The following is a 14,127-nucleotide window of genomic DNA, read 5'->3' on the forward strand; positions in this document are numbered from 1 at the left end:
TTCATCAAAACATCAGTTTGATGATCTATAACGTGAGTCTGTTCGGCCATGAACCCCATTTTCATCAGTATCTCATTGCTCGTCTGTAGCAATATCTTTATGACATTTGCCTGGTATGCTCACCTAAAAGAGTTAAACAACAAGCCGTGGATTATTGCTGCATTAATCAGCTGGGGCATTGCACTATTTGAATACTTACTTCAAGTGCCAGCTAATAGAATTGGCTACACCGTGCTGAATGTAGGCCAACTTAAAATCCTACAAGAAGTGATAACCCTGATGGTGTTTGTTCCGTTTTCAGTATTCTATTTAAGAGAACCGTTAAAGCTCGATTATCTGTGGGCTGGGCTCTGCTTAGTCGGTGCAGTTTACTTCGCCTTCAGAAGTAAGTTCGCTTAACAGTACGTCATCTAAGTCGAGCTATCAAATTTGACCCATCTCATCGTTTCTTTGATGCAACAGCTTCAATATAACAGCAGCTTATATCGCCACTGCAAAACGTGGCGTATTGCATTCATGAAATCATCGTTGCCATTGAGACCCGCTGTCTTGCAACAAAGTGACTATAACCAACGTTTTACTTTGAAAAACAAAAAGGTTGCAGCAGCACTTGCGAACATAAGTGCTATGGACCAAGGATAGCCATAGTGCCAATGTACCTCTGGCATATCATCAAAGTTCATACCGTATGTGCTTGCTATTAAGGTTGGAGGAAGAAACACTACCGCCGCGACGGAGAAAATTTTGCTGATTTTATTTTGCTGTAAGCCTGTAAAGCCCATGGCTGCATCCATTAAAAAGTTCAGCTTTTCGAACAGAAACTGCGTATGTGGTATTAACGATGCGAGATCAGACAGCATATTACTGATGTCCTTAGTTTCCTCTTTAGACAGTTTATTTTGATAATCTCGTAGCATGTAATTCAGCGTGCGTTGCGTATCGAGTAAATTCAAGCGAATTTTACCATTAGTGTCTTCTCTTATTGTGATCAGTTGAAACACCTCATCGATTCGATCTTTTTCAAAGACTTCATGCCCAACATTGTCTAAAGCCCGATAGACCTCTTCAATAAGATCGGCTAAATGGTCGACTTTCATTTTGAAAAGCTCAATGAATAACTGCTGTGGTGTAATAAGAGGGGATTGGAGGTTTTGAAGGTGTGGGACTAATGAGTCTATTAAACGCTCATCGTCATCTCGCATGGTGAGTAATAAGTGTTCTCTGAGGTTAAAATAAATATTCACCGAGCTTAGCGTCCGTCCAGACTTTTGACTAAATAATGAGTTAACGTGTAAACCATCTTTGTTCTGGTAAAAGCGTGAAGAGGCTTCAATTTCATTTTTGTCTTCTCTATTAGGAACCTTATCGGCGGAAAATCCGGCCAACCAGTGTCTTTCTGCTTCAATGGGTCGATAAATATCTAACCAAATTGTTGTTTCAGGTAAAGGATCTTCAATATTAAGAATTGTTGTAATTATTTGATGATTCTCGTAGCAATACGCAGTGATCATATTGTTCCCATCGCAAAAGAGTAAGTGTTAGTCAATATCCATATAATTAAATATTTTAGTCAATGATTGCAAAGATAAAGCATCTAAATATGGAATAAATGTTCGCTTATAGGAGGCAGAAGCTTTATTTTTCAGCGCAATTGCTAGAAGGGGGGAAAATTGTCGTGCTATTAGCTTGCAAAGTTAGCCGTGAGTAAACCTGTATGGCGATATAGAAGTTAACGGCTAATGACGGACCCGCTAAAAGATTTCGTACCAAAAATGGTGCCTTTTGTGACAACATCTGATAGATTTGAAACAACTGTTTAAATCTAATGTTTAAGAGTCCTATATGAACCCGTATAACGCCCCGTTAGCTGAGATGCGTTTCTTGCTTGAAAAAGTTTTTGACGCCCCAAACATCTGGTCTGAAATGCCTGCAATGGCAGAGTCTGTCGATATGGATACTGCAGTGGCCATTTTAGATGAAGCAGACAAGATTAGCCGAGAGCTGATCCATCCTATTAACCGAAGTGGCGATGAGCAAGGCGTTCGTCATGAAGCTGATAAGGTGATCACACCCGATGGCTATAAAGCGGTATATGATCAATACGCAGAAGGTGGCTGGGTCGGGTTATGTGGTGATCCTGAATTTGGCGGGATGGGCATGCCTAAGATGCTCGGTGTACTTGTCGATGAGATGGCATACAGCGCCTGTAATGCATTTACACTTTACGGTTCATTAACTGCTGGTGCGGCATTAGCCATTCATGCCCATGGTAGCGATGCGCTCAAAGAGCAGTACCTGCCGATGATGTACAGCGGCGAGTGGGCTGGTGCCATGGGGATGACAGAACCTCAAGCGGGCTCAGATCTTCGCAATATCCGCACTAAGGCTGTGCCTAATGATGATGGTAGTTATAAGATCACTGGCAGCAAGATTTTTATCACTGGTGGCGATCATGATTTAACTGAAAACGTGATCCATTTAGTATTAGCCAAGTTACCTAATACCAGTGGTATTTCGCTGTTTTTAGTTCCAAAAATTAAGGTTGATGCTGACAATAGCCTAGGCGATGCCAACGGTGTCACAGTGGGCTCTATCGAACATAAGATGGGGCTCAAAGGCTCATCGACTTGTGTGATGAACTTTGACGATGCAGAAGGTTACCTGATAGGTAGGGCGAATCGCGGTCTGGTATGTATGTTCACCATGATGAACTATGAGCGCTTAGCCATTGGTATTCAAGGCTTAGGAACCTCACAAGCGGCATATCAAATGGCGGCTGACTATGCCAAGGAACGCGTTCAGGGCGTGGCTGCGGGTGGTTCACCTACAGGAGCAAGTATTGATCCTATTTTAGTTCATGGCGATGTTAGGCGTATGCTACTGACCATACGAGCCTTGACCGAAGCTGGACGCGCATTATCAGTATATACGGGACTGCAACTCGATTTGGCCAAGTACTCAGAAGATAGTGATACCAAGGCCAAGGCGAGTCGTTATATGGGGCTGTTAACACCGGTCTCTAAGGCATTCTTAAGTGATCGTGGTCTCGATGCGGCAATTATGGCGCAGCAAGTATTTGGCGGTCATGGCTATATTCGAGAGACAGGCATTGAGCAGTTAGTGCGTGATACTCGAATTGCACAGATCTATGAAGGGACAAATGGCATTCAGGCGATTGACTTCTTAGGCCGTAAAGTCACGGGGGATAACGTCGCAGCCCTGTCTGAGTTTGTTGCAGAGCAGGTCGCCAATATTAATGGCTATACTCATGTTGCCGATGGCGATAAAGCAAAACTATTGTCATTGCTGGAACAGCTGCTTGAAGTTGCTAACCAAGTTAATGACAATAAACTCAGTCGACCCGCATTGATCAACTCATGCGCAGTTGATTATCTTGATGCTTTTGGTTATGTCCTTTATGGCTGCTTCTGGTTAGCGATGAATGATGCGGCTAATGACCACGAAGATGAAAGCTTTAAGCAACAAAAAGCGCATCTTGGTCGTTTTTACTTTGATAAGCTATTAGCTAAAGCGGATTATCACCTATCCCAGGTTAGTCAAGGTGATGCATCGATAATGCAGATGGATGCGAGCCTGTTCTAATCCCTATCTATGGGTCAAACCTTAAAAAACGCCACTTTCATAGTGGCGCTTTTAGTTTCAGTCTTAAACACGCTAGTTGCAACGGGCTTAGTTGGTGATAACTTCTGGCTTTGCTGCACCTTTAAGTTAAAGTCTACAAGCGTCCAAGTCAGGGGCGCGCCCTTTGCACCATAGACTGTAAAAACAGAACATTAAAAGGTGCTAGCTCGCTCTTTTTCACCGATGGGCTATGACCATTTTCTAAGATCACAAAGGCCTGGGAAAGTTGTCCATCCTTTTTAATAAACCCTGCTAAGTTGGTGACTCCCATCATCGAACCCGTTTTGGCCAATACGCTGCCTTTGAGGGGGGATGCAGTGTAACCGTTTCGATATTTTAAGGTGCCAGATTTGCCGGCTATCGGAAGTTGATCAATTAAAAAGTTGAGTTGTTCTTTCTGCTTGAGCAATAATAGCACTTGGATTAACTGATCTGCGCTAAGCAGGTTATAACGAGAAAGCCCCGAGCCATCGACAATATTTGCACTGGAAAGATCGACGCCTTGTTCGGTTAAGATCTGTTTCATTGCAGCGCTACCGTTAATAAATGTGCCCGGAACGCCATAAATATATTGTCCTAAGCGCTTTAGTAGGCTGTCAGCAATTAAGTTATCTGATTTTAATAACATGATGTCAGTCAGCTCAGAAAGCGGCTTAGATTGGTGCTCAGCGAGCAATATAGTATTGGCAGGACGCTTACTGGTTAATAGCACATCACCTTTAATGTTGATCCCAATGCTGGTTAAGGTATTTGCTACCGTCTTTTGGGCATAGAGCGCCGGATCTGATATGGCAATAGCTAGATTTAATGGCTTCTGCCCAGCATGACAGCCCGATAGAATAAACTCATTATTAGCTTGGCGTTGTAGGCTTAACTCGCAAAAAGGTGTGTCTCCGACTTTATCAAAAACTGCGGTGCTGGCGATTGATACGGGTTCAAATTGGCTAAATGTCAGTTTACCCTGATTGTCGGCGAGGGTTGGTGAGAGCTTCGCTTTAACACAGTTTTGATTAACGATATAGCGAGATACTGGTGCCGCGTAGCAGATCCCTAAATCGTCCCATACCCAGCCGGGAGCTTGCAGTGTTTCTTGCTGATCACCGATTAAATAAAGGTTGCCATCAATATGATCTAACCCATGCTTCTTTAGCTGCTTGAATAACTGTCTTAAGTCGCGACCAGTGAGAGTGGGATCCCCATCAAAGCGTATAAATAGATCGCCCTCAATTCGTCGGTTCTTAATTCCAACAAATGAGTCAATTTGGGTTTTAAATCGAAAATCTTTACCTAGCGCTGTCGTTGCCGCAACGGCTGTAAGCAGCTTCATCGTGCTGGCCGGTACAAATAGTCGTTGCGCATCTTTACGGTATGCTGGCGAGCTAACGTGTCCCTCATCGTTTAAATTGAGGGGGCTCACAACGATGGCGGTTTGAGATGTTTTAGGTTCTATCGCCTTTACCATATTAGCGAGGTAATCGTCGGCTACAGCCGAGGTGGCAATAAGGCAAAGCGTTGTGGCAGCTACAAAGCGTTTAAGCAAAAGAGATCCCTTCTATTATTAAAATGAGCAACATTAGCCTAGTCTTGACCATTAGGTTCATCCTTTTCCATCAAACGATAAAGCCTTAGTGTCACAAACAGTACTAAGCCAAAAAATAGCGGTAACACAAGGATCCCTAGCTCGGCTTTAAAGTGAAAAATGCTCCATGCACTCAACAGCACAACCAATAGCGTAACCAGCGTCTTAATATTCATTAACTCATCCAAATCGTAAAATTAGCCTGATATTAGCAAAATCTCCGACCATTATCAGTGATGGTTTTGGCAAACAAAGTGAGTTGTTAGACAAAAATCTCCAATACGCCTCTGTCGTTTTTCTGGCTAAATATTTGGCGAACCGCGCAAGAACCCACCTAAATCTGGCTCTAGAGACTGTTATTATCAGAAAAACCTTGCTCAAACTGACTTAAATCGGTAATTTCTATGCCCTTATCTAGGAGGATCTTTATGCCACATTTAAGAATCAGCGGTTTATCAGAAGCGGCAGTTGCCACACTGAGTATCGGATTACTTGAGGCATTAGCCAAGGTTTGTCAGGCAAAACCAGAATCTTTCATTCTCGATTGGGTAAACAGCAATAATTATCGTAATGGCGAACAGGTCAACGATATTGCTCAGGTCGAGGTGTTATGGTTTCCAAAAGATCCCGAAACACACCATCGTGCACAAAAGGTTATTCGTGAAGCCTTATTAATGGCCAATCCCAAGCTACAGCATGTCATTGTTATGTTTAGACAGCTTGAACCAAGCACATATTATAAAGATGGTCAGCATTATTAAGGAGAGAGCCTTGCTGAGTAAGCTAGGTGGCATACCGCTACAACCAGATTCGCTTTCTTGGCTGTTAACGCCTAAAGCGTTAAAAGCTGAATTGTTATCTCGAATTGCAAGTGCAACGCATTCTATTTATATCGCAGCACTCTATTTAGAAGATGATGAAGCGGGTAGAGAGATCCTTGCCGCATTAATGGATGCCAAAAATAACAATCCTCAACTCGATGTTAAAGTGCTCGTTGACTTTCATCGCGCTCGTCGCGGGCTAATTGGTCATAAAGGCGACAGTGGCAATTACTTAATGTACCGCAAGGTCACTGAAGCCGCTGAGCATCCGATCGATATTTTAGGTGTGCCGGTTAAATCTCGCGAGTTTATGGGTGTACTTCACCTTAAAGGCTTTGTGATTGATGATGCGGTTGTTTTTAGCGGAGCCAGTATTAACAACATCTACCTGCATCAGGACGATAAATATCGCTTCGATCGTTATCATGTGATCGAATCTGCAGAGCTTGCTCGCAGTATGCGTGCAATGATCCAAAAGTATTTAGTCGCGGATGTTGCAGTTAGCTCTTTAACACAAGCTAAAGAAACAGAGATCTTACCGACTAAATACGAGGTGAGTAGCCTTAAATATCGTCTCTCAAAAGCGGAGTATGAATTTAGTCAGACTCAAATAGGCAACCGAGTCACGCCATTAGTCGGGCTTGGGCGTAAAAAGAACAAGCTTAACAAGGTCATTGTTGCCTTAGTTGAAGAGTCCGAAGACACTTTGTTCATCTGCACACCTTACTTTAACCCACCATACATTTTAGTTAGAGCATTGGCGAAGCACCTTCGTAAAGGTAAGAAAATTGATATCGTGGTTGGGGATAAAACCTCTAACGATTTCTATATTCCACCAGAGGAAGAGTTTTCTACTATTGGCGCTTTACCTTACATGTATGAGCAGTCATTGAGAAAGTTTGCTAAACGTCAACAGTGGGCGATTGAAAGCGGCCAGCTGAATATCCACCTTTGGAAAGATGGCCGAAATAGTTTCCATTTGAAAGGGATCAGTGCTGACGGTAAGCGGCATTTAATTACTGGTAGCAATTTAAACCCCAGAGCATGGGCGTTAGATCTAGAGAATGGCTTGTTATTGCAAGATGATAACGGATGTTGGAAAGCGAAGTTTGAAGAAGAGCAAACGCATATTCTCGAGCATACAGAGCGTTTGTATCATTACAGTCAAATTGAAACGTTAAATAGCTATCCAGCACCTGTGCGAAAGATCATGAAGCGTATTAAGCGCTTGAAAGCAGACTTTTTATTAAGGCGTATACTGTAAGCCTGTCGTTTGCTTGATATTGAAAGCCTGCTTATGAGTAGGCTTTTTTGTTTTTTAGACTGTTATATTTGAAAAGATTGGATTTAAGCCAAAAATGATTTTGCCAAAGCACGCCATTCATCGGCTGTACGAATACAGAAAAGCGATCTCTTCTCGACCTTTTACCGCGAGAGGGAAAAATGTTATTCGCTGCCAGTTTTGTTTACTAGCAGAGCATCTGTGTACTTGTAGCCAACGTCAATCGGTTAGCAGTAAATTAGCGTTTATGTTGATTATGTATGACGATGAGGTACTTAAACCAAGTAACAGTGGGCGTTTAATCGCAGATATTATCCCTGATACCCATGCATTTATTTGGTCGCGCAATGATCCTAACCGAAAAATGTTATCGCTCATTAATGATCCTAAGTACCAGCCTTTTGTTATTTTCCCTGCTGAGTATGCCGTAGACGGGCAAGCGATATTTAACCAAGTGACATCTGACGAGCGAGAAGAGGGGAAAACACCACTTTTTATTTTACTTGATGGTAGTTGGCGCGAAGCGATCAAGATGTTTAGAAAAAGCGAGTACTTGCATCATCTGCCGCTGTTCTCGTTTTCACCAGAAACCACTGCAAGTTATGCGCTAAGAAAAGGCGCGCGTGATTTTCAACTTGGTACCGCTGAGGTTGCTAGCTTAGCGATTTCGGCTGCAGGTGAGCCTGAAAATGGCGCAGTATTAGAGGCATGGTTTGCGCTTTTTGTTGAATCTTCTTTACATGGTCGTAGCCGCAATAATCGTGACGTATCGACATTAAGCAAGCTTAAGCAAGAGTTCCTCGCAGCTTATCAGAATGCGGCAGAGAAATGCGAAACGATAGCAAAAGATTAAAATGTTAGTCTAATTAATCAATACGTTGAATCTGGTGCTATTTGAGTTATGCTTAATATTCGATAGTCGATGGATAAGGGCAATGGATGGCTGCAGACAAGGTTTTAATGGATTTCAGTTTCACTCGGCCTCTTCGTTGTGTCGCTATCTTCTCACTGGCGCTGTTTTGTTTATCTCATACTCTGGCAGCGAATGCGGTTATAGCTAATACGGTTATTGATAGTCAAGTTCTAGAGAGGGTTGCTATCGCTAGCACAGCGCCAAAACTGATCATCACGAGTCCAGTAAAAAATAGTTTTACAGTCGATGAGGTTAATTGGTCCACCAGCCAATTGCAGGACGATATTAACTTTAAACTCATTGCCGGTAATCGTTATCCTCTATGGGTAAAAAGCCGCTATAGCGCCGGTCTAGTTTGCCAAGATAGAGGCTGGGAGTTTTGTGCAACTTGGGCAAAATCAAAACGTAGCCCAGACAGTAGAATTGCATAGGGGCTAATCCCAATTAGTGTAAAGGGTTATTCGGTGCTTTTGCCCATTAAGAAAGCGAGTTCAGCAACATTACTGACCTGCATTTTTAGCATGACTTTTTGACGGTGTAGCTCTAATGTACGCTGAGCGACATTTAGCTCCGCCGCGATCACCTTATTGAGCTTTCCTTCTAAGACTTTCTCCATCACCTCATGTTCTCTTGGTGTCAGTGTCGCTAACTTATCAGAAAGCGCTTGGCGCTCCTGTTTGCTCCGTAGATTTTGCTCTGTTAGTTCACCCGCTTGGTCAAGCAACCGTACAAGTTTATCTCCATCTACAGGCTTTTCTAAGAAGTCTAGCGCACCTTTTTGAATGGCTTGTACTGCCATAGCGATACTACCATGACCACTTAACATTATTACGGCAATAGGGCTTTGTGCCTTGCTCATATGCGTTAATAACGCACTGCCATCCATACCGGGCATCTGCACATCTAAGATTGCGATCCCCGTGTTATTTATATCGACTTGTTGTAGGAATGAATCGGCCGATAAAAAGCCTTTAGGTTGATATCCAAGTCCATTTAACATCCAGGTTAACGAGTCTAGTACAGCCTGATCATCGTCTACCAGATACAGATTAGTCATTTAATGGTTCCTTAATTGGAAGGGTGATAGTCATGCTTAAACCTGGCTCACGCTGCTTAGTATATTTGTTGCAATTGTTTTTAGCCTTTATCTCACCGGCGTGCTCCTCAATAATACGTTTACAAATGATCATACCGAGCCCCAAGCCATTTTCTTTTGATGTTTCAAACGGGAAGAATAACCGCTCTAACGCTATTTCAGTCAAACCCGTGCCATTATCCTTAAATACAATAGTGGCGTGTTGTGCTTGCTTTGAAAGCGTTATAGAAAGGCTCGGTTCAGGGGTTTGCGCCATCGCATCGAGTGCATTGCGTATGATATTGACGAACACTTGCTGTAGAAGACTCGGATCTGCCGTTAACTGCACTGTTTCACTCCTAAACTCTGGCGTTAGTTGCATACGCGTGAACTCGGCACCCATAAGGCTCAATGTTTCATCTAAGACCTGATTTAAACTACACTCACTCATCACACTGGGTTGTTGGCAGAAATGCCTAAAGCGTTTAATCGTCGATTGAGCCCGATCGACTTGTTGAATCGCTTTGGTCATGGCGTCTTTAAGATCGGTCTGCTCTTCAGACAAACGGTAAATGCAACCCTGAGTCAGATAGCGGATCCCCGCTAAGGGTTGATTCAGCTCATGGGCTATACCCGATGCCATCTCACCCGTTAACAGTACCCGTTGAGCCTTATAGAACTGCTTTGTTTGTTCAAGTAACGCCTTTTGTGTCTGGGTGTGTAATTCGATTTCGGCCTGTAGATCGCGTGTACGAAGCACTACGAGGCGTTTGACCCGCAGGTGATGGATATAACCCAATAACAAGAAAATTGCGACTACGACGGCCCAGGGGAATGCACTCTTAAAAATTGAGGTCCAGTTAGTGACAAACGGCCATTGTTGTAGCTGTTTAAGCAGTTTAAATACATGGCTATCGTTTACCGTAGCAGACCATGAGTCGTAACGACCAATAATTGCCGCTTGGTCATTGGTTTTTATCGTCAGCAAAGAGCGGATGACATCGGTCGCTAGACGATGATCTGTTTTGCCCAGCTTTGAAAATGAGTAATAGGGGTATAACTCACTCGAGGTTTTACAGTGAAATGTTGGAGCAGCTTTGGTTAACACGACCTTTAAGCTATTTGCAGCGATATCACCGTTTTTAACTGCGTTCTCAAGTACACAAGTAGGAAGAATTGCAATATCCGCCTCACCATTAAGCACCATCGACAGTAGCTTTTGCTGAGGGAATCCGACGAAGCTTAGTTGCTCAAAGTCATTGAAGGGATTTAAATCGTTGTGAGCCATTTCGCCGGCAAAAATTTGAAAGCCTCCGAATGCTTGCTTATCGGTAGAAACGGCGCTGAGCGTTTTCAAATCATTAAAATTGGCTACATGTCGATCTGAGCGAGTGATTAATGCAGAACCGACAGCCTGAGTCGGTTGTTTATTCCTCAGAGGGACGAGCGTTAATAGGCTACTGGTACCAAAATCTTTCTTATAGCTCACCCCAGTTAAGGCATTAGTGATTAAAAAGTCTAGCTCACCTTGAGCCACATCCGAATCTAATTCACTAGGGGTTAGGGCGAACAGTTCAAAAGGCCTATTTAGATCTGCTGCAATCTTGTCGATAGTCGGTTGCCAGCGTTTTTTGACATTATCTGGGTGAGTAAATGCCAATACGCCGACTCGTATTGGCGCAGTGTCTTCTGCATAGCTAAAGCAGGAGAAAATAAGGCAGCCTATAGCGGCTAAATGGTGAAATTTGGCTATCATCATTGAGTACAGAAAGGAGACACTTGAGTATTATGACTTCATTATAGATAAATGTAGTGTGCAGACCGACACTACGTGACATGAATCGCAGTTTGTGTTCGAATGCGGAAAACCACTACATCATGCTCTTTATTAATAATTTAAAATAAAACCGTCCATGGTCTAATTTGAATTATATAATTAAACTCGAATTTTTTACGTTTGACGTCATTTAAATAACTGTATCGCTTATTGTAAGTGTTTTTTGAATTTAAAAAGTTTGTCACTTTTGGTTTTTTCTCCCTCTTTATTTAAATACCAAACGGCTTCGAGATTGTCGGTACTATTAACATAATCTAACGCCTCGTCTAACGGCATAAGAAATAACGCTGTTGAAATAATATCAGCATAAATTTGTTCCCGACTCATTACAATGGTCGTGGATATGCCTATACGCTTGGGGTATAAGGTCTTGGGGTTAATAATATGGTGGTATTCTTTTCCCTTCACTCGATAATATCTTAAGTAGTTACCACTCGATACTACAGCAATATCTTTACCTGTGAGCACTTCATGATATTGGCCATCGAAGCTTTGGCATTGACTAAGGCTGTTATTGTATTTCTTGCAGATTGGGTCTTCTACAGCCGTCGTAAATTGGCGACCTTGTGGGTGGAGCCCATAATGGCGAATATTGCCACCCGCATTGATCATAAAGTTTTCAATGCCATCCATTTTTAGCTGCCTGTAAACTTTCTCCGTCATCCAGCCTTTGGCTATTCCACCAAGGTCAATACTCATGCCCGTTTGCATCTGTATGGTATTTTGCTCTTTATTTAATTTGATATTATCAATATTAATCAATGGTCTGACTGCATTTAATTCAGCGTTAGTCGGGATTTCGCATCTGTCCTGAAGTTTACGTTCTCCTATGCATTGTGCTCTGTAGCCACGCCAAAGTTGAATGACTGGTGATAGGGCAATGTTAAAATATCCGCCAGTCTTGTCATGCCACTCAATGCTCGCATCAATGAGCTGTGTCAGTTTTGGGTCGATGTGATGGGACTTTTCTGGGGCGTTATTAATGGTCTTGATATTGGTGACATGGGGATAGGTACTGTAGTTTGACGCAAGATAATGGTACTCCTGTATTACATTTAGTGCGTTACAAAGTGCCTGTCTTAAATTGTCGCTGTCGGCATCATAAACATCAATACTGATTGAGGTACCAAAGTATTTAAGTGTAGTTAAGTTTGTTACTCCCTTGCTAGCTGTAATAATAGCGTTACCTTCACAGAGATAGGGTTCCCCTTTAGTATCGACATTAACAATCTTAAAGTCAGGTGCTGGTGGCAGATTTTTAATAAGCTCTGATTTTGTAAGTAGCGTGTTTGTAGATTCTGAATTTACATTTTTTGCGCTGGTGTAGCTAGCAAATGTCAGTAAAAGTAAGAGTGGGTAAATACGTTTCATAATAAAGTCTGGTGGTCGCGTAGTTTTTAAATGAATATCATAAGCAGCTTGTGCGGTAATAATTAACTGTAGTTTGTGTTAACTGCGTCAAATAAATAAAACTCAAACTAAGATATTGCGGTTTTCCGCAATTGTTAAGAATCTAAAACCTTTTATTCTGGCTTCAATGAAAAAACACTTGAAGGCAGAGACAATGAAACGCTTAAAAAACTTCAATAAAACGCTGGTAAGTAGCGCAGTATTATTCGCCACAATGACATTAGTCGGTTGTTCTGCAACGAGTTCTACCGCTATGGATCAAGGTAAGTACGCAGACGGCATTCATGACGTTTCAGCTAAAGGTAAGAAAGGGAAAATTATCTTAACGATAGAGGTCAAAAATGGTCATATTGTCGATATTAAGACCAAATCTCATAATGAAACCGAATCTCTGTATCTAAACGCCGAGCGTTTACTTTCAAAAATAATCGCAAACAACGGTCACGAAGGCATTGACGCCGTTTCGGGGGCAACTTTTTCCTCTAACGGTATTTTAGAAGCCGTTAACAGTGTCCCTCGCCGAAATGGCAGTCAACCTGCCTATGCTGCCGTTGGCTCAAAGGAGCAATCTGGCGATGAAGATTTCAAGCTTAAGTGGTCAATTCAACCTCAGCTAGGTTTGCTTAAGGGGGATTATTACTATCAGGAAGCGCGATTCCGTCAAGGCCACATGGGAAGTGTCGCGATTGTCACCAATAGCAATAACGCCAAAGACGTGATTTTTGCAGAGTTTAATGAAAGTGGACGTCCGAATTACTACACCCGTCTATATCAAGATGTCCCAAAGCGTATGTCTGAATATAACTTCTCAATGGGTAAGAAGAAAGGCACTGCCTGGGTACAATCATCTTTGACCATGGAAAAGCTTATGGTTGAGCAAGATAAGTTGACGTTCGACTTAAATCCTGATTTTGACCCATCGCTACGCAATAAACTAAAAGAACCTAATCGTCTGAAATATGCCGATATCGATGTGGTTGCCGGTGCATCTAACAGTATCCAGCAATCTATGGTTCCGCTAACGGCAAAAATTCATGCTCAAATAAACGGCGATGGTACCAAGCAAAGATTCTATCAACATGCTGAAAAGCTCAATGATGCTAAAGGCAACTGGACGGGGATTACTGCCATGCTGCGTATCGTTGTCGATACCGATACGAAGCAAATTGTGAAAGCCCACTATGATGAGATCTTTGCCGATGAGAAGGCCCAAATAAAAGACGCGTCTTTGAAGAAATTCTATCGCCAGTCAAAATATGAATCTATTAACTATGTTGAGCCTGCACGAATTGGCTTCAATGTGATGATAGATGGTTTAAATGCTCATCTTCAACAAGGTGGATCGCTATTTTTAATCGATGACTTACCAGCAACAGGTGATACCGGAAGTTATGCAGCGACCGGTTTCACTAAGCGCTCAAACTCTTGGGATAGCTATCTGAATCAAGCCGAGATCTTGTACAAAGAGATGCGTCAAGATGGAATGATTAACCAGCATAATAAAAACTAACCCAGCTATAGATGTCGACTCCTAATCGCCTCTAGAGTGGGGAGTCGTCTGTCTTTCA

Annotated in this window: 13 protein-coding genes; 7 read left to right on the top strand and 6 right to left on the bottom strand. The window is 42.5% G+C overall.

What is annotated here, in order from left to right:
• Positions 1-48: 48 nt before the first annotated feature.
• On the top strand, positions 49-399 hold the full coding sequence (locus SHAL_RS10715; RefSeq protein WP_012277143.1) for a DMT family protein: 351 nt from the start codon (positions 49-51) through the stop codon (positions 397-399).
• Positions 400-563: 164 nt separating this feature from the next.
• On the opposite strand, the gene corA is transcribed toward SHAL_RS10715, so the two are convergent.
• Positions 564-1,511: a magnesium/cobalt transporter CorA gene (corA, locus tag SHAL_RS10720; RefSeq protein ID WP_012277144.1), complete on the bottom strand. Its 948-nt coding sequence runs from the start codon at positions 1,509-1,511 to the stop codon at positions 564-566.
• Between the two features lie 331 nt (positions 1,512-1,842).
• Here corA and SHAL_RS10725 point away from each other — a divergent pair, with 331 nt between their 5' ends.
• Positions 1,843-3,603: an acyl-CoA dehydrogenase C-terminal domain-containing protein gene (locus tag SHAL_RS10725; protein ID WP_012277145.1), complete on the top strand. Its 1,761-nt coding sequence runs from the start codon at positions 1,843-1,845 to the stop codon at positions 3,601-3,603.
• A gap of 148 nt (positions 3,604-3,751) precedes the next feature.
• Here SHAL_RS10725 and dacB read toward each other — a convergent pair whose 3' ends face one another.
• Together dacB and SHAL_RS23250 are read right to left on the bottom strand one after the other, a co-directional pair.
• Entirely contained in the window at positions 3,752-5,182 is a 1,431-nt protein-coding gene (dacB, locus tag SHAL_RS10730; RefSeq protein WP_012277146.1) for a D-alanyl-D-alanine carboxypeptidase/D-alanyl-D-alanine endopeptidase, read from the bottom strand.
• Positions 5,183-5,220: 38 nt separating this feature from the next.
• Entirely contained in the window at positions 5,221-5,397 is a 177-nt protein-coding gene (locus tag SHAL_RS23250) for a hypothetical protein (RefSeq protein ID WP_012277147.1), read from the bottom strand.
• 252 nt (positions 5,398-5,649) lie between these two features.
• Here SHAL_RS23250 and SHAL_RS10735 point away from each other — a divergent pair, with 252 nt between their 5' ends.
• The 4 genes from SHAL_RS10735 to SHAL_RS10750 all read left to right on the top strand — a co-directional run bounded on the left by SHAL_RS10735 (position 5,650) and on the right by SHAL_RS10750 (position 8,668).
• A complete protein-coding gene (locus tag SHAL_RS10735) occupies positions 5,650-5,982 on the top strand; it encodes a DUF1904 family protein (protein WP_012277148.1) in 333 nt (110 codons plus the stop codon).
• A 10-nt stretch (positions 5,983-5,992) separates the two neighbouring features.
• On the top strand, positions 5,993-7,306 hold the full coding sequence (gene pssA, locus SHAL_RS10740) for a CDP-diacylglycerol--serine O-phosphatidyltransferase (protein WP_263053416.1): 1,314 nt from the start codon (positions 5,993-5,995) through the stop codon (positions 7,304-7,306).
• A 94-nt stretch (positions 7,307-7,400) separates the two neighbouring features.
• Entirely contained in the window at positions 7,401-8,177 is a 777-nt protein-coding gene (locus SHAL_RS10745) for a tRNA-uridine aminocarboxypropyltransferase (RefSeq protein WP_012277150.1), read from the top strand.
• Between the two features lie 86 nt (positions 8,178-8,263).
• Positions 8,264-8,668: a hypothetical protein gene (locus tag SHAL_RS10750; RefSeq protein WP_041415967.1), complete on the top strand. Its 405-nt coding sequence runs from the start codon at positions 8,264-8,266 to the stop codon at positions 8,666-8,668.
• Between the two features lie 26 nt (positions 8,669-8,694).
• Here the strand turns inward: SHAL_RS10750 and SHAL_RS10755 are convergent, their stop codons facing one another.
• The 3 genes from SHAL_RS10755 to SHAL_RS10765 all read right to left on the bottom strand — a co-directional run bounded on the left by SHAL_RS10755 (position 8,695) and on the right by SHAL_RS10765 (position 12,520).
• Positions 8,695-9,294 carry a response regulator transcription factor gene (locus SHAL_RS10755; RefSeq protein WP_012277152.1) on the bottom strand — a complete coding sequence of 200 codons (600 nt, stop codon included), beginning with the start codon at positions 9,292-9,294 and terminating at the stop codon, positions 8,695-8,697.
• Positions 9,287-11,071, bottom strand: coding sequence for a sensor histidine kinase (locus SHAL_RS10760; RefSeq protein ID WP_012277153.1), 1,785 nt, complete (start codon positions 11,069-11,071; stop codon positions 9,287-9,289). The genes SHAL_RS10755 and SHAL_RS10760 overlap by 8 nt, the downstream gene beginning before the upstream one ends.
• A 225-nt stretch (positions 11,072-11,296) precedes the next feature.
• On the bottom strand, positions 11,297-12,520 hold the full coding sequence (locus SHAL_RS10765; RefSeq protein WP_012277154.1) for an FAD:protein FMN transferase: 1,224 nt from the start codon (positions 12,518-12,520) through the stop codon (positions 11,297-11,299).
• Between the two features lie 193 nt (positions 12,521-12,713).
• Here SHAL_RS10765 and SHAL_RS10770 point away from each other — a divergent pair, with 193 nt between their 5' ends.
• A complete protein-coding gene (locus SHAL_RS10770; protein WP_041415969.1) occupies positions 12,714-14,069 on the top strand; it encodes an FMN-binding protein in 1,356 nt (451 codons plus the stop codon).
• The last annotated feature ends 58 nt before the right edge of the window (positions 14,070-14,127 follow it).

The sequence above is a fragment of the Shewanella halifaxensis HAW-EB4 genome (assembly GCF_000019185.1).
GTDB lineage: Bacteria > Pseudomonadota > Gammaproteobacteria > Enterobacterales > Shewanellaceae > Shewanella > Shewanella halifaxensis.

Coding starts and splice junctions, on each gene's coding strand:
- SHAL_RS10715 (WP_012277143.1), top strand. CDS start 49: ATGAACCCCATTTTCATCAGTATCTCATTGCTCGTCTGTAGCAATATC.
- corA (WP_012277144.1), bottom strand. CDS start 1,511: ATGATCACTGCGTATTGCTACGAGAATCATCAAATAATTACAACAATT.
- SHAL_RS10725 (WP_012277145.1), top strand. CDS start 1,843: ATGAACCCGTATAACGCCCCGTTAGCTGAGATGCGTTTCTTGCTTGAA.
- SHAL_RS23250 (WP_012277147.1), bottom strand. CDS start 5,397: ATGAATATTAAGACGCTGGTTACGCTATTGGTTGTGCTGTTGAGTGCA.
- SHAL_RS10735 (WP_012277148.1), top strand. CDS start 5,650: ATGCCACATTTAAGAATCAGCGGTTTATCAGAAGCGGCAGTTGCCACA.
- SHAL_RS10745 (WP_012277150.1), top strand. CDS start 7,401: ATGATTTTGCCAAAGCACGCCATTCATCGGCTGTACGAATACAGAAAA.
- SHAL_RS10750 (WP_041415967.1), top strand. CDS start 8,264: ATGGCTGCAGACAAGGTTTTAATGGATTTCAGTTTCACTCGGCCTCTT.
- SHAL_RS10755 (WP_012277152.1), bottom strand. CDS start 9,294: ATGACTAATCTGTATCTGGTAGACGATGATCAGGCTGTACTAGACTCG.
- SHAL_RS10760 (WP_012277153.1), bottom strand. CDS start 11,071: ATGATGATAGCCAAATTTCACCATTTAGCCGCTATAGGCTGCCTTATT.
- SHAL_RS10765 (WP_012277154.1), bottom strand. CDS start 12,520: ATGAAACGTATTTACCCACTCTTACTTTTACTGACATTTGCTAGCTAC.
- SHAL_RS10770 (WP_041415969.1), top strand. CDS start 12,714: ATGAAACGCTTAAAAAACTTCAATAAAACGCTGGTAAGTAGCGCAGTA.